The organism is Paraburkholderia nodosa (assembly GCF_001718195.1).
GTDB classification, from domain to species: Bacteria; Pseudomonadota; Gammaproteobacteria; order Burkholderiales; family Burkholderiaceae; genus Paraburkholderia; species Paraburkholderia nodosa_A.
In genome coordinates this window covers 1-24186 of sequence record NZ_MCNV01000023.1, presented here as the reverse complement: position 1 = coordinate 24186, position 24186 = coordinate 1, and the positions used below count along the sequence as shown (strand labels likewise).

18 protein-coding genes and 5 pseudogenes are annotated in these 24186 nt (G+C 59.4%); 19 read left to right on the top strand and 4 right to left on the bottom strand.

Annotation, left to right across the window (positions count from 1 at the left end; translation table 11 throughout):
• Positions 1-43 precede the first annotated feature (43 nt).
• The 6 genes from frc (at position 44) to oxlT (ending at position 6816) form a co-directional block, all read left to right on the top strand.
• Complete coding sequence (frc, locus tag BFD71_RS29530; RefSeq protein ID WP_069267850.1) at positions 44-1294, top strand: formyl-CoA transferase; 1251 nt, start codon at positions 44-46, stop codon at positions 1292-1294.
• 161 nt (positions 1295-1455) lie between these two features.
• Positions 1456-1890, top strand: coding sequence for a PAS domain-containing protein (locus BFD71_RS29525; RefSeq protein ID WP_069267924.1), 435 nt, complete (start codon positions 1456-1458; stop codon positions 1888-1890).
• A gap of 18 nt (positions 1891-1908) precedes the next feature.
• The gene (locus BFD71_RS29520; protein ID WP_069267849.1) at positions 1909-2166 is read left to right on the top strand and encodes a hypothetical protein; all 258 of its coding nucleotides are present in this window, start codon (positions 1909-1911) and stop codon (positions 2164-2166) included.
• Between the two features lie 222 nt (positions 2167-2388).
• A complete protein-coding gene (locus tag BFD71_RS29515) occupies positions 2389-3957 on the top strand; it encodes a Re/Si-specific NAD(P)(+) transhydrogenase subunit alpha (RefSeq protein WP_069267848.1) in 1569 nt (522 codons plus the stop codon).
• Between the two features lie 9 nt (positions 3958-3966).
• Positions 3967-5361, top strand: coding sequence for an NAD(P)(+) transhydrogenase (Re/Si-specific) subunit beta (locus tag BFD71_RS29510; RefSeq protein ID WP_069267847.1), 1395 nt, complete (start codon positions 3967-3969; stop codon positions 5359-5361).
• A 114-nt stretch (positions 5362-5475) separates the two neighbouring features.
• Positions 5476-6816: an oxalate/formate MFS antiporter gene (gene oxlT / locus BFD71_RS29505; RefSeq protein ID WP_141710842.1), complete on the top strand. Its 1341-nt coding sequence runs from the start codon at positions 5476-5478 to the stop codon at positions 6814-6816.
• 26 nt (positions 6817-6842) lie between these two features.
• On the opposite strand, the gene BFD71_RS29500 is transcribed toward oxlT, so the two are convergent.
• Both BFD71_RS29500 and BFD71_RS40860 read right to left on the bottom strand, forming a co-directional pair.
• On the bottom strand, positions 6843-7148 hold the full coding sequence (locus BFD71_RS29500) for a hypothetical protein (RefSeq protein ID WP_069267846.1): 306 nt from the start codon (positions 7146-7148) through the stop codon (positions 6843-6845).
• A gap of 162 nt (positions 7149-7310) precedes the next feature.
• A pseudogene (locus BFD71_RS40860) lies at positions 7311-7394 on the bottom strand (IS3 family transposase); the annotation flags it as partial.
• Positions 7395-7800: 406 nt separating this feature from the next.
• On the opposite strand from BFD71_RS40860, the pseudogene BFD71_RS40855 reads away from it, so the two are divergent.
• Positions 7801-7938, top strand: a pseudogene (locus BFD71_RS40855) (IS3-like element ISBvi4 family transposase); the annotation flags it as partial.
• Positions 7939-8168: 230 nt separating this feature from the next.
• Positions 8169-8836 (top strand): annotated as a pseudogene (locus BFD71_RS29495) (PA4780 family RIO1-like protein kinase); the annotation flags it as partial.
• 60 nt (positions 8837-8896) lie between these two features.
• Here the strand turns inward: BFD71_RS29495 and BFD71_RS29490 are convergent.
• Positions 8897-9629, bottom strand: a pseudogene (locus BFD71_RS29490) (IS6 family transposase).
• Between the two features lie 546 nt (positions 9630-10175).
• Between BFD71_RS29490 and BFD71_RS29485 the strand changes: the two are divergent.
• From BFD71_RS29485 to BFD71_RS39490, 3 genes and pseudogenes are all read left to right on the top strand, one after another.
• On the top strand, positions 10176-12335 hold the full coding sequence (locus BFD71_RS29485; protein WP_256094974.1) for a TonB-dependent siderophore receptor: 2160 nt from the start codon (positions 10176-10178) through the stop codon (positions 12333-12335).
• A gap of 13 nt (positions 12336-12348) precedes the next feature.
• Positions 12349-13158 carry a hypothetical protein gene (locus BFD71_RS29480; protein WP_069267844.1) on the top strand — a complete coding sequence of 270 codons (810 nt, stop codon included), beginning with the start codon at positions 12349-12351 and terminating at the stop codon, positions 13156-13158.
• A 96-nt stretch (positions 13159-13254) separates the two neighbouring features.
• Positions 13255-14380: pseudogene (locus tag BFD71_RS39490) on the top strand (IS3 family transposase).
• Between the two features lie 68 nt (positions 14381-14448).
• Here the strand turns inward: BFD71_RS39490 and BFD71_RS29465 are convergent.
• Positions 14449-15054 (bottom strand): TetR/AcrR family transcriptional regulator, encoded by a 606-nt coding sequence (locus BFD71_RS29465; protein ID WP_069267843.1) that lies wholly within the window; start codon positions 15052-15054, stop codon positions 14449-14451.
• A gap of 308 nt (positions 15055-15362) precedes the next feature.
• On the opposite strand from BFD71_RS29465, the gene BFD71_RS29460 reads away from it, so the two are divergent.
• The 8 genes from BFD71_RS29460 to BFD71_RS29430 form a co-directional block, all read left to right on the top strand.
• Positions 15363-16337: a thiamine pyrophosphate-dependent dehydrogenase E1 component subunit alpha gene (locus BFD71_RS29460; RefSeq protein ID WP_069267842.1), complete on the top strand. Its 975-nt coding sequence runs from the start codon at positions 15363-15365 to the stop codon at positions 16335-16337.
• A gap of 1 nt (position 16338) precedes the next feature.
• Entirely contained in the window at positions 16339-17376 is a 1038-nt protein-coding gene (locus BFD71_RS29455; protein WP_069267841.1) for an alpha-ketoacid dehydrogenase subunit beta, read from the top strand.
• A gap of 69 nt (positions 17377-17445) precedes the next feature.
• Positions 17446-18786, top strand: a complete 1341-nt coding sequence (locus BFD71_RS29450) for an aromatic ring-hydroxylating oxygenase subunit alpha (protein ID WP_069267840.1) — start codon at positions 17446-17448, stop codon at positions 18784-18786.
• A 14-nt stretch (positions 18787-18800) separates the two neighbouring features.
• Complete coding sequence (locus BFD71_RS42895; protein ID WP_256094973.1) at positions 18801-19613, top strand: FAD-dependent oxidoreductase; 813 nt, start codon at positions 18801-18803, stop codon at positions 19611-19613.
• Positions 19601-19897 (top strand): hypothetical protein, encoded by a 297-nt coding sequence (locus tag BFD71_RS40850; protein ID WP_141710840.1) that lies wholly within the window; start codon positions 19601-19603, stop codon positions 19895-19897. Before BFD71_RS42895 ends, BFD71_RS40850 begins: the two co-directional genes overlap by 13 nt.
• 339 nt (positions 19898-20236) lie before the next feature.
• On the top strand, positions 20237-21556 hold the full coding sequence (locus tag BFD71_RS29440) for a DUF1329 domain-containing protein (RefSeq protein ID WP_370684326.1): 1320 nt from the start codon (positions 20237-20239) through the stop codon (positions 21554-21556).
• A gap of 301 nt (positions 21557-21857) precedes the next feature.
• A complete protein-coding gene (locus BFD71_RS29435) occupies positions 21858-23555 on the top strand; it encodes a DUF1302 domain-containing protein (RefSeq protein WP_256094972.1) in 1698 nt (565 codons plus the stop codon).
• Positions 23556-23840: 285 nt separating this feature from the next.
• Positions 23841-24186, top strand: a 346-nt coding sequence (locus BFD71_RS29430) for a WD40/YVTN/BNR-like repeat-containing protein (RefSeq protein ID WP_256094971.1), incomplete at its 3' end; no start/stop codon positions are given.

Sequence of the window (24186 nt, the reverse complement as noted above, 5' to 3'; positions counted from 1 at the left end):
TCAGCTAGATCAGATCGATCAGGTAGACCAGGAGATACGAGAAATGAGCAAACCCCTCGACGGTATCAAGATCATCGACTTCACGCACGTACAGGCCGGTCCCGCCTGCACGCAGATGCTCGCGTGGTTCGGTGCGGACGTGATCAAGGTGGAGCGCCCCGGCGCCGGCGACGTGACGCGCTCGCAACTGCGCGACATTCCCGAAGTCGATGCCCTGTACTTCACCATGCTCAACAGCAACAAGCGCTCGCTCACGCTCGACACGAAGAAGCCCGAAGGCAAGGAAGTGCTGGAAAAGCTGATTCGCGAATCGGACGTGATGGTCGAAAACTTCGGCCCCGGCGCACTGGACCGCATGGGCTTCACGTGGGAGCGCATCAAGGAACTCAACCCGAAGATGATCGTTGCTTCGGTGAAGGGCTTCAGCGAAGGCCACCACTACGACGACCTCAAGGTCTACGAGAACGTCGCGCAGTGCGCGGGAGGCGCAGCCTCGACCACGGGCTTCTGGGACGGTCCGCCCACGGTGAGCGCCGCTGCGCTCGGCGACAGCAACACGGGCATGCACCTCGCCATCGGCATTCTCACGGCGCTGATCGGCCGGGACAAAACGGGTAAGGGCCAGAAGGTGGCCGTGTCGATGCAGGACAGCGTGGTCAACCTGTGCCGCGTGAAGCTGCGCGACCAGCAGCGCCTGGACCGCCTGGGCTACCTCGAGGAATACCCGCAGTACCCGCACGGCACCTTCAGCGACGTCGTGCCGCGCGGTGGCAACGCAGGCGGCGGCGGCCAACCGGGCTGGGTTCTGAAGTGCAAGGGCTGGGAGACGGACCCGAACGCGTATATCTACTTCACGGTGCAGGGCCACGCGTGGGAGCCGATCTGCCGTGCTCTGGGCAAACCCGAATGGATCGACGACCCGAACTACGCTACGGCGCAGGCGCGCCAACCGCATATCTTCGACATCTTCGCGACGATCGAAGCGTGGCTCGCCGACAAGACCAAGTTCGAAGCGGTCGACATCCTGCGCAAGTTCGACATTCCGTGCGCGCCGGTGCTCAGCATGAAGGAAATTGCTAATGACCCGTCGCTGCGCGCGAGCGGTACTATCGTCGAAGTGCCGCACAAGGCGCGCGGCTCGTACCTCACGGTGGGCAGCCCGATCAAGTTCTCGGACCTGAAGCCGGAAATCACGGGTTCGCCGCTGCTCGGCGAGCACACCGACCAGGTGCTGGCCGACCTCGGCTACACGGCGCAGCAGATCGCTGCGCTGCACGAGGTGCGCGCGGTTTGAGCTCCGCGTCGAGTTCCGCAAGCTGAATGCAGGAAGCAGGCGCGGCCAACGCTGCGCCCGCGCAGCACCGCAATACCAGAGTGGCAGGCAGGACGCCGCGCGGCATGTGCAATGCGTGCCGCGCGGCGACGATAAACGACATCCCCCCACAGAGTCATCGCATGCAATCCGCCATCGATTTCGAGCAACTCGCAAACGCCATCGGGGACGCCATCGTCATCTCGGACGCAGGCGGCGACATCACATTCTGGAATCCGGCGGCCACGCGTATGTTCGGCTATACGCAGGAAGAAGCGCTCGGCAAGACGCTCAATCTGATCATTCCCGAGCGGCTGCGCGGCCGCCACTGGGAGGGCTATCACAAGACGATGGCGACCGGCCAGACGCGCTATGGCAACGACGTGCTGCGCGTGCCGGCCGTGGACAAGGCGGGCAAGGCGCTTTCCATTGCCTTCACCGTGGCGTTGCTGCACTCGCCGCAGGGCGAACTCGACGGCATCGTCGCCGTGATCCGCGACGAAACGGCGCGCTTCCAGGAGGAGCGCGCGCTCAAGAAACGCATCACCGAACTCGAAGCACAGGCCCAGCAATCCTGAAACCTCGGGAGCTCTTCGATGCATACCGAAAGACTCGGACATTTTGAGGTCGAACTCTCGGCCCGACAAATGATTCACAACGGGGGCTGGGCCGCGTTCGCCGCGATCCACGCGGTCGAGCCCGCTGCCGACGAACCGGCGGCGGCTGTATTGCCCCGTCAATGGGTGGTCGACGAAACCGTATTCGAAAGCGAGGCGGCTGCGATTGCCGGTGCGCGCCAGGCGGCGCTCGCTTTCCTCAAGAGCGGCAATTCGCCCAGCCTGGGCACGTCATAGGGCAAAGCCCTCATCGAGCCGCGGCATACAGAATTCCAGCATCAGGCAAAAATCCAAACTGCGTGGGACCAGAATAAGGCGCTGAAGCGCAAACTCTGGCCGACATAGGAGACGTTTCATGAAGTCGTGGCTACGCTTTCGGCGCGCCAGATGCATTGGCGCGCCGCCGATTCCGTTTGTTCTCGCCGCAGCGCGCGCTCTTGTGCAGCAGGGAGGCGCATCATGGCGATGACGATTGCGGTCCCCCGTGAGATACACGAAGGCGAACGACGCGTAGCGGCGACGCCAGAAAGTGTGGCACAACTGATCAAACTGGGCTACGCCGTGGAAGTGCAAACGACGGCGGGCGCCAGTGCCTCCTACCCGGACGACGCTTACCGTGCGGCAGGCGCGCGCGTCGTGGACGACGCGCAGGCGCTCTTGAGCGGCGCGGATATCGTCATCAAGGTGCGTCCGCCTTCGAGCGAAGAAGTGCAGCGACTCAAGCCCGGCGCGACGCTGATCGGTTTCATCTGGCCCGCGCAAAACGCCGCGCTGCTCGAACAACTCGCGGCGCGTGAGGTAACGGTGCTCGCGATGGACTGCGTGCCGCGCATCTCGCGCGCGCAGAAGCTCGACGCGTTGAGTTCGATGGCGAACATGGCCGGCTATCGCGCGGTCGTCGAAGCGGCCCAGCATTTTGGGCGCGTTTTCACCGGGCAGATCACGGCAGCCGGCAAGATGCCGCCCGCCAAGGTGCTCGTGATCGGCGCAGGCGTGGCGGGGCTTGCGGCGATCGGCGCCGCGCGCGGTCTTGGCGCCATCGTGCGCGCGTTCGATACGCGCCCCGAAGTCGGCCAGCAAGTCGAAAGCATGGGCGCGGAGTTCCTGAGCATCGACATCGAGGAGGAAGGCGGCGGTTCGGGCGGGTACGCCAAACAGATGAGCGCGAAGTTCATCGAAGCGGAGATGGCGCTGTTCGAGGCCCAGGCGCGCGAGGTCGACATCATCATCACGACGGCGCTCATTCCCGGCAAACCGGCGCCGCGCCTCATCGATGCGAAGACGGTGGCGTGCATGCGCGCGGGCAGCGTGATCGTCGACATGGCGGCCGAGCAGGGCGGCAACTGCGAACTCACTCGCCCGGGTGAAGTCGTGAATGCGAACGGCGTGACCGTCATCGGTTACACGGATCTGCCAAGCCGCATGGCGAACCAGTCGAGCCAGCTTTACGCGACCAACGTCCGCCATCTGCTGACCGATCTCACGCCTGCCAAAGACGGCGAGTTGAAGGTCGATATGGACGACGTCGTGCAGCGCGGCACCACTGTCATTCAGCGCGGCCAGGTGTGCTGGCCACCGCCGCCGGTGCAGGTCTCGGCCACGCCGCAAGCGGTTGCACAGGCGAAGTCCGTCGCCGTCGCGACCGGCAACGCGAAAGAAGCCGCCGCGCAGGCCGCGCGCCGCAACGGCGTCTGGTCGCTCGCGGCGCTCGTCGTTGCCGCGTTGCTGCTGCTCGCGCTCGGCGCGGTCGCGCCGCCCGCGTTCGTTGCGCACTTCACCGTGTTCGTGCTGGCCGTGTTCGTCGGCTATCAGGTGGTCTGGAACGTCACGCCCTCGTTGCATACGCCGCTCATGAGCGTGACGAATGCGATCAGCGGGATCATCGTGATCGGCGCGTTGCTGCATCCGGGCAACGCCAGCACGATCGTGACCGTGCTGGCGGGCATTGCGCTCGTCGTCGCGACCATCAACATCGCGGGCGGCTTTCTCGTCACCCAGCGCATGCTGAAGATGTTCCAACGCACCTGAGGAGACGTCATGCTCAACGGAATCGGCAACATGGCGTGGCTCGGTGCGGCGACGCTCTTCATCCTCAGTCTGCGCGGGCTGAGTCATCCCGCCAGTGCGCGGCGCGGCAACCTTTATGGCGTGACCGGCATGGTGATCGCCGTGCTTGCCACACTGCTCGTCACGGGCGGTGCGGGCCTGGAAATCGCGCTCATCGCCGCGCTGGTGGGCGGCGGGATGGGCGCGATGCTCGCGCGCCGCGTGGAGATGACGCAGATGCCGCAGCTCGTCGCGGTGTTGCACAGCTTCGTCGGTCTTGCGGCCACGCTCATCGCCTTTGCGAACTTTCTCTCGCCCAAGGCGCCGATGAGCGGCGTCGAGCGCGCGATTCACGACACCGAGATCTATGTCGGGGCTTTCATCGGCACGGTCACGTTCAGCGGTTCGATCGTCGCGTTCCTGAAGCTGCAGGGCACGGTGAGCGGCAAGCCGTTCGTGCTGAGCGCGCGGCATCTGCTCAACGCGGTCGTGCTGGGCGCGTGCATCGCGCTCGGCTATCGCTTCGTCAGTGCTCCTGATGGCGGCGACGCCCTCTACGCACTCGTCGTAATGTGCGTGCTGGCGGCGGCGCTCGGGGTGCACCTCGTGATGGCGATCGGCGGCGCGGACATGCCCGTGGTCGTCTCGATGCTCAACAGCTATTCGGGCTGGGCCGCGGCGGCAACGGGCTTCATGCTCGATAACGACCTGCTCGTCACGACGGGCGCGCTGGTTGGATCGAGCGGCGCGATTCTCAGCTACATCATGTGCCGCGCGATGAATCGCAGCTTCGTTTCGGTAATCCTGGGCGGTTTCGGTACGGTGAGTTCCACGGCAAGCGAGGCGCCGCAAGGCGAAGTCGTGCCGACCAGCGTGGACGAAGTGGGGTCGCTGTTGCGCGACGCGCAGGAGGTCGTGATCGTGCCGGGCTATGGCATGGCCGTCGCGCAGGCGCAAGGCACCATCAGCGAGATCACGCGGCGGCTGCGCGCGCTGGGCATTCGCGTGCGTTTCGGCATTCACCCCGTTGCGGGGCGCTTACCCGGCCACATGAACGTGCTGCTCGCGGAAGCGAAGGTGCCCTACGACATCGTGCTCGAAATGGACGAAATCAACGAAGACTTCACGAGCACCGACGTCGTGCTCGTGATCGGCGCGAACGATATCGTCAACCCGGGCGCGCAGGAAGATGCGGGTAGTCCGATCGCCGGCATGCCGGTGCTGGAGGTGTGGAAGGCGCGTACCGTGGTCGTCTCCAAGCGCAGCATGGCGACCGGCTATGCGGGCGTGGACAATCCGCTCTTCTATAAGGACAACACACGAATGCTGTTTGGCGATGCGAAGGGCAGCGTCGACGCGCTGCTGCGGCAACTCGAAGCCGCTTGACGTTTGAAGCAAGGCGCGGCGGGCACACGTCTGCCGCGCTCGCTGTAACGCGGGAAGTGGCGGACGCACCGGCGTCGAGGCGATGCGCAACCAGCCCGCGCGCAATCACAACAGATGGAGGCAGACAACGTGGCATATACCGATCGTATCGATGGCGGCTACACGGCCCGGCGGCACAACCGCTGGGTGCAGCTCGTCGCTGGCATTCTCTGTATGGGGCTCGTGGCGAACCTGCAGTACGCGTGGACGCTCTTCGTCGTGCCGATGGATGCACGGCATCACTGGGGGCAGGCTGCGATTCAGCTCGCCTTTTCGATTTTCATCGTGACGGAAACCTGGCTCGTGCCGGTGGAGGGTTGGCTCGTAGACCGCTTCGGCCCGCGCCCCGTGGTCATGGGCGGCGCCTGCTGCGTGGGGCTCGGCTGGGTGCTCGACGCGTGGGCGCCCGCGCTGCCGGTGCTCTACGTCGCGGCAGTGATCTCGGGCATCGGCGCGGGGTGCGTGTACGGCACGTGCGTCGGCACTGCGCTCAAATGGTTTCCCGACCGGCGCGGTCTCGCCGCCGGCATGACGGCGGCAGGTTTTGGCGCGGGCGCGGCGCTCACGGTCATTCCGATCTCGAACATGATCCAGCAGTCGGGCTATGAGCGCGCGTTCGTGTTCTTTGGACTCCTGCAGGGTGCCTGCATCATGCTGCTCGCGCTGGTGATGGTGCGGCCGAAGCCTCCCGCTCACGCGGCGGGCATGAAGCGCATCGTCGCGACGAAGACCGACTACACGACGAGGCAAATGATTCGCGCGCCCGTTTTCTGGGTGATGTATGCGATGTTCGTCTGCGTGGCGGCGGGCGGCATCATCGCGACGGCGCAGATCGGCCCCATCGCGAAGAGCTACGGCTTCGCCTCGATGCCGGTCACGCTTGTCGCGGCGACGCTGCCGCTGCTCACCATGACGCTCTCGATCAACAATCTCTGCAACGGCTTTACGCGGCCGCTGTGCGGGCTGATTTCGGATCGCATCGGCCGCGAGAATACGATGTTCATCACGTTTCTCGGCGAGGGACTCGCGCTGCTGGGCTTGCGCGCGTTCGGCCACGACCCGTATCTCTTCATGTTGTTCTCGGGGCTCGTGTTCCTGTTCTACGGCGATATCTTTTCGAACTTTCCGGCGACCTGCGCCGATACGTTCGGAGCGAAGTACGCGGCCGGCAACGCGGGCACGCTCTATACCGCGAAGGGGACCGCGGCGATGCTCGTGCCGGTCGCTACGCTGCTGGCGATCCACGGCGGGTGGAACATGGTGTTCGACATGGTCGCCTGCGTGGCGATGATGGCGGGCGTGAGCGCAAAGGTGATCTTGCAGCCGATGCGCCGGCGCTGGATCTTTCAGTCGGGTGAGGAGTCGAGGATTGCCGATTCGGCTTTCGTCCGTTCGCCGCTGGGTTCGCGTGAGTGAGCGCGATTGAAGCGCGTCCAGAAGCGTTACGGGCGGGCGGTGCGGTCGTGATCGCGGCGAGCGATTGCGGGGCGCAACGCCCGCATCATCCGCGCGGCGCCCTGTATTCTTGCGCGCACGCGTGAGCGCCGTACGCGCCGCGTATCGATGCGAGCTTGCTCGCGACGCGGGTCCGCTTCGGCGGCGCGCTCGTTTTCCAACCCGAGATGGGCATAACGGCCCTCACTGGCGCTCTTGTCGAGCCAGTGTTCGGGCAGCCGGGTTGCGAGCAGCCAGGTCGCGGCGGCGCCAAAGCTGACGGCGACGATCGCAGCGACGACAACGAGTTCCATACGGTCTTCCTCAATCGGCTTGTCATGGGTTTGCACGCACGCGCCGTGCCGTGTGGCAATGTATACCATGAAACATAACGGAGCGAGGCAGGGGAATGCTGTCCGCAAAACAAAAAAAGCCCGCAGATTTGAACCGACCCCGGAAAGTTGGACAGTATTTCGCTAGGGCCGAACGGGCTGGGTTCTGTACATCACAGGACTCAGCCCGTTTAACTTGAGCTTGATGCGTTGGTGATTGTAGTAGTGACCTGACTTTGAATGACACTGCGTGAGTGGAAGGCACGATTATCAGCGTCGAGACGCATGACGGGTATGTTCTATTCGTGCAAGTTTAAATAGGTATCCACACGGTTTTGATAGGAATACGTATTTTAAGGGATGCCATGTGTCCCGAGAATCAAGGGGCTACTCCAGCACTCGTCTTTCGGCGATGCTGGCGACAGTGAATGGGCTTCCATAGTGTTTGACGCCATCCGCATGATTTAGAGGTTGACGTAGACACTTCCAGAAGCAACGCGGCGAACCCTGTCGCTTTTGCTATGTGCAACGCTTGAACGGAGAGCCGGATGCGCCGAGCGGTGCAAGTCCGGTTCGGGGAGGAGAGGCCGGGAGATAGTTCGACTACGTCCGGTCTCATGCTCCACTCGTAATCGACGAGGGCTGGCCGCGCCTGGCTGGGCTCAAGGATCTGTTCAGCGGAGAGCTGGTCGGCTACGCGATGAGCGAGCGTATGACAAAGCATTTGGTGATGCAGCAGGGGCTGTTTGTGGCGGTCGTGTCGCACCGACCACCGCCGTCGAGTGCCGCCCGTCGTGCCAAGCAGCGAGCAGTCTGGAACTGCGGCGCGATGCATCTACGCAGTCGCCGGGAGATTTGCGTCGGCTCGTCCTCGGCCACCCTTATAGTCCGGCATCACTCCATTCATCTCCCACGCAGCAAGCTTACGGCCGCCAGCACCGGCTGCTCGATACATCGGTTTGTTGATCGCGCATACCTCAGAGGGCCATTCACGGCCGACGCATGAAAATACCCAAACGACTTGCACGGCTTCTCGAAGAAGGACTTATCGATGAAGTCATCGGCCAGTTGATGAGCGGCAAGGAGGCGACAGTCTACGTCGTGCGCAGCGGCGAATCGATGCGTTGCGCCAAGGTCTACAAGGACGCGAAGCAGCGCAGTTTTCGGCAAGCCGCGTCGTATCGGAACGGTCGCAAGGTCAAGAATAGCCGGCAGGCGCGGGCGATGGAAAAAGGTACGCGCTACGGCCGTCAGATACAGGAAGCGTCATGGCAGAACGCTCAAGTCGACGCTGTTCCGGCTCGCCGACGCGGGTGTGCGCGTGCCGCAACCCTATATTTCCACCGACGGCGTACTGCTGATGGAGCTGGTGATCGACGTGGTGGGTGACGTCGCACCACGGGCTCAACGATGTCGATCTGACCGAAGCCCGCGCCCTCGACCTGCACGCGCTGCTGCTGAACCAGGTTGTCCGCATGCTCTGCGCAGGGGTGATTCACAGCGACCTGTCGGAATACAATATCCTCGTGGCAGCGGATGGGCCGGTGATCATTGATCTGCCACAGGCCGTTGACGCAGCCGGCAACAACGAAGCCGCCTCGATGCTCAAGCGAGACGTCGACAACCTTGCCGCGTACTTCGGACGGTTTGCACCGCAAATACTCACCGCGAGGGCGTTGTCAAGTTGGCTGCTGTAGGTCAATGTATCGACACACTCGTAGTTATCCTCATCAGATAACTGTCTCAACCGGGTCTGAGACGGTCCAGCCATGCCATGTTGCGAGACGCTCTTGCAGGATAGCGCGATGACGAGCAGCGTTCATCTGATGTCTTGGTAGCGCGAAGTGCTGACGGTTCGTGCCGAAGCACGAAAGCAAAGCCTGCGTGCTTCGCGCATCGCGAAACCCGCACATCTGGCGTTCCCGCCGACGGGTCGGCTGGCGGCTGTTCTCGGCGCGGTTGTTCACGCGTGCGGCCGCTTTGACAAAAACGTACTTTACCTGCGCAAGCTCAGGGGCATCAGCCTTCGCCGCCGGATAACTGCGCAGTTGGTCGGTAACGATTTCGCGCGGCACCGGGTTTGAAAGTAGCACCCGCCGGAAGAAGCGCTTTGCCGCGGCCTTGTCGCGACGCTTTTGCACCAGCACGTCGAGTTCGGCGCCATGCTCGTCGACCGCACGCCAACAGGAGATACGGCTCACCGCGCAGCGTCACGAACACCTCGTCTAAATGCCAGGTGCTGCCCGGCTTGCGCCGCACTGCCTTGGCGCACTGAGCGAATCCAGCGCCGAACTTGTCACACCAGCAACGGATCGTTTCGTACGTGACCACGACGCCACGCTCGAGCAACAACTCCTCGATGTCGCGCAGGCTCAGGTTGAATCGGAAGTACCAGCGAACGGCGCAGCTGATGACGATAGCAGGGAAACGGTGGCCGTGATAAAGCGATTTCGTCTTCTTCATCGCTTCACTCTACCGCCACATCTCCGGCAACCTGACAGGGCCCGCGGAAGGAATTGCCAAGTCTGAATTTTTAAAGTATAAATACGAACCATTCGCATTTTAGCAGCGAGCACGCCTCCATGACACTCCGTGCAGAGGCTCGCGACCAACGCGCCGAGCGCAGTGCCCGGTTCTGTCGTCGCGCATGTGTACCTATGTCTCCAGACACAATGATTAGTATTCCTATGGTATTAGGCTGCGCCTCCGCGGCGAGGATCGACCGGAATCTTCGAGCGTCGGGCGGTAAGCAGGCCGCTCCCCGTGCGGTGCTTTACGTCATGCGTGCATCCGGCTAACAGCTACACGCTGGATCGATAGTCGCCTTCGCGCGTGCCTGGGCGGACATTTCCCCGGTTCTGGCCAAGTCAATTTTTTTCGATGTGTCGCCCAGTTCGAATGCCCCGGCATTCGATGGCGCAGCTTTGCGCGTTACTTTCTCTTCTCTCTGTCATGAATCGATCTTCCCGCCCAATTCGTCGCGCCGCCTCGGTTCGGCAACGCTCCGCCTTGAAACGACGCCGGTCCATTGCCGTTGCGCTGACCGTGGTCGCTTATGGCGGGTTCGCCGATTCCCGCGCTTTCGCGGACGAACCGGTCGCGGCGTCCAGCGTGTCCGCGTCGGCATCCGCCGCTGCGAGCGAGCCGGAAAAGGGCGCGACGCTGGCACCTATTCTGGTCAGGACGGCGAAAGATCCGGCGGCGAGCCCCTTCGCGCCGAAAACCGTTCAGACGGGCCAATATCGCGGACTCGATGCGCTCGACGTTCCTGCCACCGTGAGCGTCGTCACGAGCGATGTGCTGAAAGCACAAGCCGCGACGGGTCTATACGACGCGCTGCGTAATGTCGCGGGCGTCACACGCCAGCAGTTGAGCGGCATTGCGTATGACCAGCTCTCCATTCGTGGTATCGCGCTCGACAATCGTCAGAGCTATTACCTCGACGGCGTGCTGCCCATCGACAACAACATCTGGATGCCGATGGAGGACAAGGAGCGCGTCGAAGTGCTGAAGGGGGCTTCGGCGTTGTACTACGGCTTCGCAGTGCCAGCCGGAATCGTCAACATGGTAATGAAACGCGCGGGCGATACGCCGGTGACGTCGGCGTCGATGCTGGTCGATTCGCATGGTTCGGTGGGCGCGCATGTCGACATCGCGCGGCGCTTTGGCGCGGACAAGCAGTTTGGCATTCGCGTCAACGCAATGGCCGAGCACGTCGAGACGCCGATCAGCGGCGACCGCGGTTATCGCATGTTCGAGAGCGTCGCGCTTGACTGGAAGCCGACTAATCGGTTGACGCTTAAGTACGACCTCGAGCACATCGATCAGCGCGTGGTCGAGCAGGCCGGTATTACGCCGCTCACAGCCGTCAACGGCGTCATCACGCTGCCCTCGCTGCCGGACGCGTCTAAATTGCTGGTGCCGAACGATAAGCCGACCACCTCGACCGCGATCGCGCAAATCCTGCGCGCTGACTACCTGATCAACGACAACTGGAGCGCGAACGTTTCGATTGGTCAGTCGATCACGCAACGCAATCGCTGGCTCTGGATTTTCCAGAAGTACAACGTCGATACGGGCACGGGGCAGTTGCAGGGCAGCAAGCAGAACGGTCAGTTCTACGAGAACAAGAACGTGCGCGCGGAAGTAAACGGCCTCTTCAACACCGGGCCTTTCACGCACGACATCACGTTCGGCGTTAACGAGAACTGGCTATTCCAGCCGGATTTCACGACTTACTATTACACGGCCACGCAGAACCTGTATGAGCCGATTAGTATCACCAGTCTGACGCCCGGCTCGTCGAAAGCCTTTTACGCGCAGCATATTAGTAATCAGGGTGTTTACCTTTTCGACCGCATCGGATTGACGAAGAACCTCGATTTCACGGCGGGCGTGCGCTATTCGTCGTATCACGCTACGCAAGCAAAAACCGTCACGCAGGATGTGAATCACACGTCGCCGTCAGCGAGCATCGTGTACAAGATCACGGCGAAAACGAGCGTCTATGCGAGCTATATCGAAGGGCTGGAGTCCGCTGGCAGCGCACCGGCGACTGCGACGAATGCGTATCAGGTTCTGCCGGCGGCGGTGAGTAAGCAAGTGGAAGTCGGCTTGAGACATCGATTCAACAACGGCGCGCTGGCGTCGATCGCCGCGTTCCAGATTCGTCAGCCGTCCGCGAGCACGGATGCCGACGGCGTCTACGCACTGAATGGCGTGGGCCGCTATCGCGGCATCGAGTTCTCGTATCAGGGTGACATCACGCGCGATCTCTCGATTGTCACGACCGGCATGTGGCTCGATGCGACGCTCGTCGACAGCACCGATTCCACGACGCTCGGCAAGCGCCCGGAAAATACGCCGCGTTATACCGGCAGCGTATTTCTGAATTATCGCGTGCCGCATCTTTATGGATTCTCGATCAACGGCGGGGCCTATTTCGTGGGTCAGCGGCCGATCAACGACGCGAATCAGGCGTATATCCCAGGTTATACGCTGTTCTCCGCCGGCGCCCGCTACGAGACGAATCTGTTTGGACGAAACGCTGCATTTCAGTTGAACGTCGAGAATGCGTTCAACAAACACTACTGGGCGTCAGCGGGATCGAGCCAATTGGGCATTGGGCTCGAGCGGACAATTTCTCTGACCTCGACATTCGATTTCTGATAGGAGAACGACTATGAATGTGAATCTTCCATTGAGTTCGGACGGCGCGGCTGCGCGCACGTCGCGACAGGTGCTACTGCGCGTGGCTTCGTTGTTGACTGCATTGATCGCCTTGGGAGGAGCGGGTACGGCTGGCGCGGCTGAGGTAAATGCAACGGATGCGAGCGGCGACGCGGTCACGGCCAACAAGCATGTGCTGTACGTCACTCGGCTTAATCATCGCGATCGTGAAGAGGACGACAAGGTGATCGCGCATCTGGAACAACGCGGGATGATCGTCAAACTGGTCGACGAAGACGCGCCGGTTTCGGCCGCGAAGGGCGAAGACCTCGTCATCATCTCGTCTGTGGTGAGTGCGCGGGATATGGTGGGAACGCCGTTTCGTGATGTCCCTGTGCCGCTTTTGACGTGGGAGTCGGATCTGTTCGACCCGTTGCGCTTCACCGGTCAGAAAAGAGGCGAGGACTTTGGCGAAGTCGCGAAGGAGCATTACGTGAATGTCGTAAACGCGCCGAGTCCGATCGCGGGTGGCGTGTCTGCTGGAAAGCGTTGGGTCTATCCACGCGACGATGAAATGGGTTGGGGCAAGCCGGGGCCGGGCGCGACGATCATAGCGACGATCACTGGCGAACCGTCGCATGCGGTGGTGTTCGCCTACGAGAAGGGCGCGACGATGGACTACGATTTCATTGCCCCGGCACGCCGCGTTGCACTGTTTCTTGGCAACCGATCATTCGAAAAGCTCAGCGCCGACGGCGATGCGATTTTCGATGCGGCCGTGAACTGGGCGGTCAGTACACCAGCTGGGGCGGGTTGCCTGTAAGCAGGCCATAGAGGTGGCCGCGCAAATTCGGACAATCGGACAAATGGTTTGGCCGGGGCCTGAGCCAGCGATAATGCTGGCAAAGGAACCGAAGACATGACGAAGAGAACCCGACGCACGCACTCAGCGGCGTTCAAGGCGAAGGTGGCGCTGGCAGCGGTCAAGGGCGAGCGCACGCTGGCAGAACTGGCGCAGCAGTTCGATGTGCATCCGAACCAGACACGGAATGGAAGCGGCAGTTGCAGGAGCGCGCCGCAGATGTGTTTGGTGCGACAGGCGCGCCGTCGAGCGAGCCGCCGGTGGATGTAAAGACGCTGCACGCGAAGATCGGACAGTTGACGCTGGAGAACGATTTTTTGTCAGGAGCACTCGGCAAGGCCGGACTGCTGAGCGCAAAGCGATGATCGACCGTACGCATGCGCTACCGGTTTCGCGACAGACGCGGCTGGTTGGCATCGCGAGATCGAGCGCGCATTACCGGGCGCAGCCGGTCAGCGAGGTCGATCAGTTGCTGATGCGACGAATCGACGAACTGCACATGGAGTTTCCGTTTGCCGGAGCACGGATGCTGGCGCGCCTGTTGCGCCGGGAAGGCCATGAGGCGGGTCGCCGTCGCGTGCGCACGCTGATGAAGCGCATGGGCGTTGAGGCGCTGTACTGCAGGCCGAACACGAGCCGCCGCAACGCGCAGCACAAAACCTGGCCGTATCTGCTGCGTGGCCTGAAGGTCGAACGGGCCAACCAGGCGTGGGCACTGGACACGACGTACATTCCGATGGCACGCGGATTCGTGTATCTGACGGCGGTGGTGGACTGGTCAAGCCGCAAGGTGCTCTCGCACCGCGTCGCCATCACGCTGGGAGCCGTGCACCGCCGTCGAAGCGCTGGAAGAAGCGTTCGCCCGTTACGGGCTGCCGGACATCGTGAACACCGATCAGGGTAGCCAGTTCACGGCGGGAGCGTTCACAGAGGCGGTGCTCAGCAGCAATATCCGTCTGTCGATGGACGGCCAGGGCGCCTGGCGCGACAACGTGTTCGTCGAGCGCGTGTGGCGCAGCGGAGGTGTATCTGAAGGCCTTACGCGTCGGTCAGCTGCGCCCGGCGCTCCATTGGCGAATATATCGAGCTGTACCACCGGAAGCGGCCTCATTCGAGCCTGGCGGATCAGACGCCGGATGAGGCATACTTCCCGACGCTGCCTGCGATCAAATCGGCAGCATGATTGCCTCGGACATCCCACTCAAAAATATAGAAACCCTGTCCGAACGAGCGAGGACACTTCTGTCCCCGTCAATGTTCCATCAAGCTTCGAAACATAATGGTGGCGAACTCGTCCAGAATCGCTGACCGGCTGGATTCAGAGTCTGCCGTGTCCGCCACATATGCCACCCGATCGAGCGCCAGTACGAGTGTGGACAATCGGATCGCAATTCCGTCGTGGTTGCTCTCAGGGATACGGGACAACAGCCCTCGCAACTGACGTATAAGTGCCATAGTGCCAGGCATGATCGTGCGGCGCAGCTGTTCATCAGCAAGTGTCGCTTCCCAAAACGCACTACAGAGCATGTGGGCTCGTCGCCACATCACAACGTACCCTTCCAGCCAGTCTCGTATGTCCGAGAGCGTCTCGACATTGTCGAGCTTTGTCGTTTCAGATTCGACCGCAGCGCGGAGTTCGTCTTGTATGACCCAGGCTAGCTCCCCCTTGCTCTTGAAGTAGCGATAAAACGTAGTCGCGGTAGTGCCAGCAGCCTGCACAATGTCATTTACTGAGGTTGCGCGAAATCCGTTCATCTTGAACAAATTCTCCGCAGCCGCCGCAATACGCGCATGCGTTACCCGGCGGTGTTCATCACGCAGCGAGCTTAGGCTCGACAGGTCTGAATCAATCGTCATTTCATTTGCATCACTGTCAGACTTTGTAGGTCTCGTGCTCTTCACTTGAATCCCTCTCGTTGAGCAGCGTGGAGTCGCCCAGCCTGGACTGACCGGCTCCACGCGTCCGCGCGTCAGAACATATCGACGGTTCGCCCGACGACAGCATGAAACCGGCGCCCACTACTATCTGGCGCCGCATAGCCCCCAGCCGCGCTTCCGACCGTAAGCAATCTCACTTGACTCCTCGTATAGACGCGCCTATATTGACGTTAATGGCACTAACGCAATGTTAGTTCAATAAACGAGTTAAGAGTCGGAGACATTTCATGCCTACGGGTATTCCCCGAGAGGGGGTCCTTCTTGACATTTATCGCCGAGCAATGTTGATCAAGCTCGCTGACGATCGATTCATTTCACAATTGAGCGGCGGTGAACTTCAGATTGCTTACTATTCCCCTCGTGGACAGGAAATCGTGTCAGCCGCGACGTCCGCCAATCTGAATACTGAGGACTACGTTGTAACAATCTACCGCGGACTTCACGACCATCTCGCCAAAGGGGTTCCCCTCAAGCAACTCTGGGCCGAGTTTGCCGGCAAGGCTACGGGAACTTGCAAAGGGAAAGGCGGGCCGATGCATATAACGCACCCGGAGTCCGGCGTCCTTGTGACGACCGGTATCGTTGGAGCAGGGTTGCCTATTGCGAACGGGCTAGCACTTGCATCGAAACTCCGAGGCGAAAAGCGCGTAACAGTATGCAACTTCGGTGACGGAGCCTCGAACATCGGAGCTTTTCACGAAGCATTGAACTTAGCCTCGGTATGGAAGCTCCCCGTTATCTTCCTTTGTCATAACAATCTCTACGCCGAACATACCCCGTTCCAAAAGGGAACGGCAGTCGACAGCATCGCGAAGCGTGCGGCTTCATACGATATGCCCGGTGTTCGTGTAAACGGTAATGACGCGCTGGAGATGTACGAGACATCGCGAATCGCCATAGATCGCGCCCGCAATGGGGGCGGCCCTACGCTTATTGAAGCGATGACGTTCAGGTTTCGCGGACACAACTATGGTGACCGAGGAGAGTATATCCCCGCAGAACAGTACGCTGCGGCTATTGAATCGGATCCTGTAACACGATATCGCCAGTGGCTGGTTGAACACCTCTCGGGCGATACCTCACTTAACGAAATTGACGAGACCATTCGCCACGACATTGACGAGGCTGTCACTTTCATGCGAACGAGCCCGTATCCGACTGAGGATGAATTGAATCGCGACGTATTCTCCGAGGAATTCTAAGATGACGCAGAAAAGGATACCGACAAAGATTAACTTCTGCCAAGCGTCTAACCTTGCACTGGACTGGGCCCTTGCAAATGACCCCTCCGTTTTCCTGCTGGGAGAGGACATCGCTGACGAGGAAGGCGGTGGGGTAATGACAGTCACGCGGGGACTGTCGAGCCGATATGGGACTGAGCGCGTTCGCTCCACCCCAATTTCCGAGCAGGCAATTGTTGGAGCGGCTATCGGCGCAAGCTTGGTCGGCATGCGGCCCGTTGCCGAAATAATGATGATGGACTTCGCCCTTGTAGCGATGGACCAAATCGTCAATCATGCGGCTAAGTTGCGCTACATGTCGGGTGGACAGACTTATGTTCCGATTACGCTGCGCATGACCGCGGGCGTCGGCGGCGGCACAGGTGGGCAGCACGCGGATATGTACGAAGCCATGTTCGCGCACGTACCGGGAATCAAGATCGCGATACCTTCGACGCCGGCCGAGGCCTATGGACTGTTGATGTCATGCATCTTCGACAACGACCCGTGCATTTTCGTGGAGAACTTCGTCTCGATGTTTGCGCACACCAGCCCTACGCCAGAGCCAGGAATTCGCATACCACTTGGTAAAGCCAACGTGGAGCGGGAAGGGAAGGATGTAAGCGTTATCGGCTACGGACATCCGCTTGTTGACGTTCGTAAAGTAGCAGAGAAGCTGGAGACCGAAGGCATCACCGTCGAGATCGTGGACCTTCGGACGGTTGTTCCGCTTGACATGGATACCGTGTTGACATCCGTGGCGAAAACTGGTCGGGCTGTAATTATCCACGAGGCTGTAAGGAACTTCGGTGTCGGTGCGGAGGTGTCCGCGCGGATCAATGAACAGCTAATGGGTTGTCTGAAGGCTCCTGTGGAGCGGATTGGTGGAAGAACCACGCCGGTCCCGTTCTCCCGGCCGCTTGAAAAACTGTATATGTGGAGCGTCGAAGAGATCGAGGCCGCGGTGCGAAGAACGTTGGCTGCAAGGTCTGTTACCAATACTACCTGTAGGTCGGCCTGACACGTTCCACAAACCCTGTCACGGGCACCGACAATTTAAACCATTGATCATCGTAATGAGGAATACGTTATGAACCATGTTCCGAAGGCGGTTGAATATTTGGAACGCGACGAGCTCATTCCCGCTGCGTACTACATTTCGCCAGAATGCGCCGAACAGGAAAATGAGAAGCTATGGCCGCGCGTATGGCAGATGGCGTGCCGACTTGAGGAAATACCGGCCGTCGGATCGTTTTCCACATACGATATCCTCAATGAATCAATTGTCATTGTCCGAGCCGGTGAAGAGCGCGTGAACGCGTTTCACAACGTCTGTCCCCATCGAGGAAACCGCATTGCCAACGGGTACGGCCAGGTCTCCCGCCTAACCTGCCGCTTTCACGGTTGGCAATGGGGACTGGATGGCGACATCCAACGCGTAAAGGAGCGCGAGGATTGGGCCGGTTGCCCGGGGATGACCGACGCGGACCTCGGTCTCAAGCCGGTGCGCGTAGGTCTTTGGGGGGGCTTCGTCTTTGTCAATCTGGACCCTGAATGTGAGCCGTTCCAGGAATTTATCACACCTGTACCTGAGCATCTAGATTGCCTCGAGTTCGAAAAGATGTCGTTCATTTGGTACAAGACCATGAACGTCTCTGCGAATTGGAAGACGGCGATCGAGGCTTTCATGGAGAGCTACCACGTCGCAATCACACACGCACAAACGGTTCCTTTCATGGACTCGGTTTCAGTGAGCTATGCCTACGGCAAGCATGGCCGCCACGGATACCCTGATGCGAGGCCCTTGGGCGCTCCGTCTCCTCTTACCGGCAAGCCAGTCCCGGACGATCTCCGCGAAGGCTATGTGCGAATCCTTGAAGCTTTTGCAGATCAAATTGGTGGCGCAGTTGTGAGTGAGCGTTCGAGGTCCACATTGCGACGACTTCTTGAACTCGTTCCAACCAACGCCTCAATAGGCGAAATACAGGCGGCAGCGTTTGGTTTGTTTCGGGACGCCGCAGTCGCCGAAGGCACGGACATCGCGTGTCCTTCGCCCGAGGAGGCTGAGCATCTCGGCGTCGACTGGAGCGTTTTTCCTAACATGGTTCTCGTATTTGGGCTCGACTGCACATTAGTGTTTCGCAGTCGCCCAAATGGGACTGATCCGAATAGCTGCCTATTGGATATGTGGGGACTGCTCCGGCAAGGTCCTGGCATGGAACTCCCGTGGAAGCGGGAATTCTACGAAAAGTGGTCGGAGCATCGCGAAGACATCCCCTATCTGCTTGTACAAGACCTAAACAATATGGAGACAGTACAGCGGGGTATGCATTCATCTGCCTTTGCGGGCGCCCGCATGAACCCAGTGCAGGAACGTCAGATCTCGAACAGCCACAGGCACCTCGCCGCGTATCTCGGCCACCCCAGTTAGCTCTGGCTTGGATCTTGTCCGCGGCAGCGCCAGTCAATCGCTGCGCGAAACACAAAAAATACTTAAAGGAGATAGAGGTGACGACTGACTACGATCTGATCGTGATCGGGGCAGGGGGAGCCGGACTTGCTGCTGCCGCGACGGCAGCGGAGGCAGGCTGCTCGGTTCTCGTTCTTGAGGCGGAGGACCGAATTGGTGGCTCCACTGCATTGTCTGACGGCGTATTTAACGCTGCTGCCACCAGCGTCCAACGCGCTTTGGGTTTAGAGGATTCTGTCGAGGCTTACTTCGACTACTACATGACGCTGAATGCGTGGCGACAGCCAGCCGCGCTTATTCGTTCGTTCTGCAAGAACGCAACGCCGACACTCGAGTGGCTATACTCCCTCGGCGTTGAGTGCCCGGCCGAGCATGTTCATAAGGTTCCAGGCGCCGTCTATCCATGTGCTGCGGGTCGGCCTGGGCTCTATGCCTCAGGCGTGGAATGGCCGCCGCGCGGGCATGTTCCGGTGGGCGGTGGGCAAGCATATATTGATGCTTTGTCGCAACGATGCGGCGCACTCGGCGTTCAGATTGTATTGCGTACGAGAGTTCAGCGACTCCTGACTGAGGACGGTGCAGTTGTCGGTGTCGATGTCGGTGGAGAATCTGTGCGCTCCCACGCTGTCGCGCTGACCTGCGGAGGGATAGCGCACGACCCCGAACTCCTGCGACGCTACTTTCCCGACGCATATAGCGGGTTTGATGCAGATTCCGCCCCGATACGATCTCTGCGGCGGGCAGCCGTGGCGATGGTATCAGGCTTGGCGAACAGGTGGGGGCACTGATCGACGGCGTGAATTGTGGTTTGCTGGGAACGATGGCTTATTTCCGTCGTACGCCACAAAAAGGTTTTCCCGGATTTCAACCTACTTCCTTGATCTACGTGAATCGAGAGGGACGGCGTTTTGCCGATGAAACCGCTCCGTATGCTGTCATGCCCGGTCTAATCAAAAAGCAGGGAAATGTGGTGTGGGGTGTGTTTGACGAGGCAGCGCGTCTGCGCTCAGACCCCTCCCGAGGCGGTTACGCCCAGGGCTGGTCCCCTGACTTTGTTCTCCATGCAGTCTGACTCCATAGAATCGGTTTTTTCTGAAATGAAGGCTCGAGTTGACACGGCAGATATGGTGATGTCGGAAGCGATCAACCTGGACTCAATAAAGACAATGGTTTTTCGGATTCTTTGATCTGTCGTCGCAACAAGATTGACATTTGAATTAAATAAATAAAACTTCACGTTCCGCTCAAGCTGGCGTTTTCTCCATTAGCAGGCGACTTGGTAGTGTTCGTCAGCATCAATCTATATGTATAACTAATCATATTTATATGTGGAATGTCGACGTGGCAAGCGTCGTAATAACTTTAATTGACGGAGACAGAAGTGCAAACATTTTCCAGGTTGACTCGTGGACTGTCGATCGCGACTCTGACGGTAGCGATATCTTATGCACATGCCGCGCCGACCGAGCTCACCCAATTCGGTGCCGAGATTGCGGCGAGCAAGGATGGTCTGATTCCCGCATACACTGGTGGAATTAAGGACATCCCGTCGGGTTTCAAAGCGGATTCAGGCAAGTGGGTGAATCCCTTCGCGAGCGAACAGCCAATTCTAGAGATTACGGCGCAAAACTACCAGCAGTACTCTGACAAGATGAACGCCGGGGCAATTGAATTGTTCAAGCGTTACCCGAACTACCGAATGAATGTTTACCCCACGCACCGCAGTGCTTCATTTCCCGACTGGTATCTTAAGAATTCCGAGCAAAACTCCGAGACAGCGAAGCTGGAGAAAAATGGCTTGTCAGTAGTTGGGGCATTCGGAGGGAAACCTTTCCCTGTTCCCAAATCGGGGCTAGAGGCCCTTTGGGATTGGGAAATGCGATATGGCGGTACCGCTCAGTCTAATCGAACAAAAATCTGGCTTGTTGATTCGAGCGGAACGCCGATCCTCGTTTCGCAAATCAAGGCAGATCAATATTACCCGTACTATGACACGAGTCATGAAGATGAATTCAAGAAAAAAGGAGGGGCAGCGATTTGGTATCAGATCTATAACGACTATGCAGCGCCAGCTCGCATGATCGGTGCCACTTCGCTGTTCTGGATGCCAATGGACATGGCCGATCATGATGAAGAGACGTGGGAATATAACCCGGGGCAGCGTCGAGTTCGGGTAGCCCCAGACCTTGCCTATGATACGCCAGAGCCCAGCTATTCCGGCGCGATCACGATGGACGATATCTTTCTGTTCTTTGGGAAGATGGATCGATGGAATGCGAAACTCGTTGGCAAGAAGGAGATGTATATCCCTTACAACGACTATAAGCAAACGTATGAAATTCCATCAAGCAAGATTCTTACGCCACATTTCGTAAATCCCGACTACGGACGCTGGGAGCTTCATCGCGTCTGGGTCGTTGAACTGACGCTAAAGCCTGGGGCACGTCACGTTTACAGCAAGAAGGTCCTCTATATGGACGAGGATGGCGGCGGTGGGATGATGGACGCCTACGATCAGTCCGGGAAGTTGTATCGGACAGGCTTTGAAACCACGGTTCCTGCGTACGACTACAAGATCCCCTATTCATTGCCGAACTGGTTCTACGATTTTCAGAGTGGGGTCTATATTTTTGGCAACCATGCGAGTGAATCGCCGGGGGTGTTCTTTAACGTCAAATTCAACGAAAGCTACTTTACGCCGGAGCACATGCAAACGAGCGGCATCCGTTAAGCATCTTCAGCGTAGAGATGAGCTCTTTAACCGCTACAAGCCAGTGGTTGAGGTTGTGCCGTGTTCAGCCTCACTTTCCCATTGGCGGGGGAGTCGTCGGTTAGCTCGGAGCGTATCGCGACACCGTCAACGCTACAGCGGACGAAGGACAGGCCATCGGCCACGATTGGCATTGGCTTGTGGCGCACCAGAATTGGCTCCGCCGCAAAACAAGTAGAGACGCGCTTTCATCATCGAAAGAGCCCGAAGCATACATCTGAAGACTGGCATGAGTTGGTTAAACAAAGGTGAGAGGAGACGAATGAAACGTAGTATTCCTTATCAAGCTGTGACAAGAGTTGGGCTGAACGCAACTTGTGTTGCAGCCGTTTTCGGCTTGTTGAGCGCGAACGCCAATGCTTTCCATTTCGATGTTCCGAACCCAGACATTGACATGGAATGGGATAACACGGTGCGTGCCGACTACGACATCCGGCTACAGAATCCGGATCATTTCTACACGAACAGCCCGACTTACGACGAAGGTGATCTGTCGACTCCGAAATTCAGCACGATTCAGTCAATGCTGAACCTCTACAGCGAGTTCGATTTCAAGTACAAGGATACATCCGGGTTCCGCATTAGTATGGACGCGTGGTATGACCCGACATTCAAGAACCACAATACGAGCAATCCTGCATTTCTTCCTAACTATCCCAATAACGAATATACGAGTTACATCAAAAAGTATTACCAGGGGCCAAGTGCGGAACTGCGCGATGCGTTCGTATTCAACACATTTGACCTCGGTGGGCACCCAGTAAACGTCAAGCTCGGCCGGACCGCAGCGACCTGGGGGCAGTCGGCCTTTGCCACGCTCGGTGGTGCGAATTCGGTGGCGATCGGCCAGCAGCCACTTGATCTGATGAAGCTGACACAGAGCCCGAGCGCCTCGCTGAAGGAAATTGTATTGCCGACGGCTCAAGCGGACGTAACGGCGAACATCACCGATACGATCACCCTCGGGGCACAGTACACCTTCGAATGGAATCACGACCGGCTGCCTGAAGGCGGCACGTATTTCGGCGGAGCGGATCCGATTCTCTACGGGCCTCCTGTCGCCAGTTGGGAAACAATCCCAGGGCTAGGCACTTTTGCGATTCCGCGGGTTGCACCGACCAAGGGTCAGATCGGCGACATTGGCCTGGACGGAAAGTGGCGCGTCGATTCGCTTGCGACGACATACGAACTTACGTACCGTCATTTCGCAATGAAGATGCCATGGGCGGCTGTGCTTGTACCTGGCGCCGGACCAGAACTCTTTCCTGGTACCAATCTCCCCGCTGTCACTGCAAAGTACGGCAACGATGTCAACCTGGTCGGCCTGGGCTTTAACAGCGCGATCGGCAATGCAGCGGTAGCTGGCGAGCTGTCGTATCGCTGGAACATGCCGCTCAACGCAGTCAACACCACCACCGTCAACGACGCGCCGACGGGGCGCACGCTTCACGGACTGCTGAACGTCACGCAGTCGTTCGGCAAGTCTCTGCTGTGGGACAACATGTTCCTGCAAGCGGAATTCGCGTTCAATCAACTGTTGAGTGTGCAGTCGAATGCGGGCAACTTCGCCAACTCCAGCTACGACACCACCGGTCAATGCTCGTCTTCGGGCAACTCTGCATTTAACAATTGCGCTACGCGGTTCTGGGCAGGGCTCGGCATTGGCGCAAGTCCGCAGTGGTACCAAGTGTTCCCGGGAGTTGATCTTACGATGCCCCTGTTCGTCAACCTCAATCTGAAGGGCTATTCGTCCGTGATTGGGCCAGCCGCAGAAGCGCAGGGCCAAAACACCTTCGTAGTCGGACTTGACTTCACGATCTACAACAAGCACGAGGTGGACATCACCTACACCTACTACATGAACAAGAAGGGGTATTCAACGGCGGGCGCGGCAACGGCCCTCGGTGTACCGTACAGCGACAAGTCGTGGCTCGGCATCACGTACCAGACAACGTTTTGATGACCAGCTCGGCGCCGTTGGACATACCGTGAACGCGGCTGAAGGCTTTTCAACCAACCTGCTTTCGGCTCGCCGTAGCAGCGCTCGCGGGATTCGATGTACGCCCCGCGAGCGTTCCGACCATTTCCCGGTGAGCGTGGTGCTCGCCAAGGAACGCTTTGAGTTGCATGTAACTACCTTGACGGAGATGGGCAGCGGCGCGATGTTCCGCGGATAAACGGGCGTTAGGCGGAAATCGGGGTTGGTCGAAGTTCGACGAGCTTCAAGAATTGTGAAGGAGACGCAATGCGCAATACCATGTTTCACTGGCTCACGCTGTTAGCGGCGGCCTGTCTCGCGAGCAGTGCGGTTTATGCGGGGTTTGCCGACCCGATGCACTCGCCGGCAATCACCAACCCACGCGCTGCACACGAACCCGTGATGGCCGTTGCCCAGGCCGGCCAGCGACTGGTCGCGGTGGGGCCACGCGGCGTCATTCTCGTCTCGGACGACGACGCGGCGCACTGGCGCCAGGTGAACGTGCCAGTGAGCGCCGATCTTGTTGCGGTGACCTTCAAGTCCTCGACGCTGGGCTGGGCGGTCGGACACGATGGGGAAGTGCTCCACACGGCCGATGGCGGCAATACCTGGA

Excerpts from the sequence above, each read along its gene's own strand:
- BFD71_RS29525 (WP_069267924.1), top strand. The coding sequence starts at position 1,456 with ATGCAATCCGCCATCGATTTCGAGCAACTCGCAAACGCCATCGGGGAC.
- BFD71_RS29465 (WP_069267843.1), bottom strand. The coding sequence starts at position 15,054 with ATGACGATTGATTCAGACCTGTCGAGCCTAAGCTCGCTGCGTGATGAA.
- BFD71_RS29450 (WP_069267840.1), top strand. The coding sequence starts at position 17,446 with ATGAACCATGTTCCGAAGGCGGTTGAATATTTGGAACGCGACGAGCTC.
- BFD71_RS29480 (WP_069267844.1), top strand. The coding sequence starts at position 12,349 with ATGAATGTGAATCTTCCATTGAGTTCGGACGGCGCGGCTGCGCGCACG.
- BFD71_RS29460 (WP_069267842.1), top strand. The coding sequence starts at position 15,363 with ATGCCTACGGGTATTCCCCGAGAGGGGGTCCTTCTTGACATTTATCGC.
- BFD71_RS29435 (WP_256094972.1), top strand. The coding sequence starts at position 21,858 with ATGAAACGTAGTATTCCTTATCAAGCTGTGACAAGAGTTGGGCTGAAC.
- BFD71_RS29515 (WP_069267848.1), top strand. The coding sequence starts at position 2,389 with ATGGCGATGACGATTGCGGTCCCCCGTGAGATACACGAAGGCGAACGA.
- BFD71_RS29455 (WP_069267841.1), top strand. The coding sequence starts at position 16,339 with ATGACGCAGAAAAGGATACCGACAAAGATTAACTTCTGCCAAGCGTCT.
- BFD71_RS29520 (WP_069267849.1), top strand. The coding sequence starts at position 1,909 with ATGCATACCGAAAGACTCGGACATTTTGAGGTCGAACTCTCGGCCCGA.
- BFD71_RS29510 (WP_069267847.1), top strand. The coding sequence starts at position 3,967 with ATGCTCAACGGAATCGGCAACATGGCGTGGCTCGGTGCGGCGACGCTC.
- oxlT (WP_141710842.1), top strand. The coding sequence starts at position 5,476 with ATGGAGGCAGACAACGTGGCATATACCGATCGTATCGATGGCGGCTAC.
- BFD71_RS29500 (WP_069267846.1), bottom strand. The coding sequence starts at position 7,148 with ATGGAACTCGTTGTCGTCGCTGCGATCGTCGCCGTCAGCTTTGGCGCC.
- frc (WP_069267850.1), top strand. The coding sequence starts at position 44 with ATGAGCAAACCCCTCGACGGTATCAAGATCATCGACTTCACGCACGTA.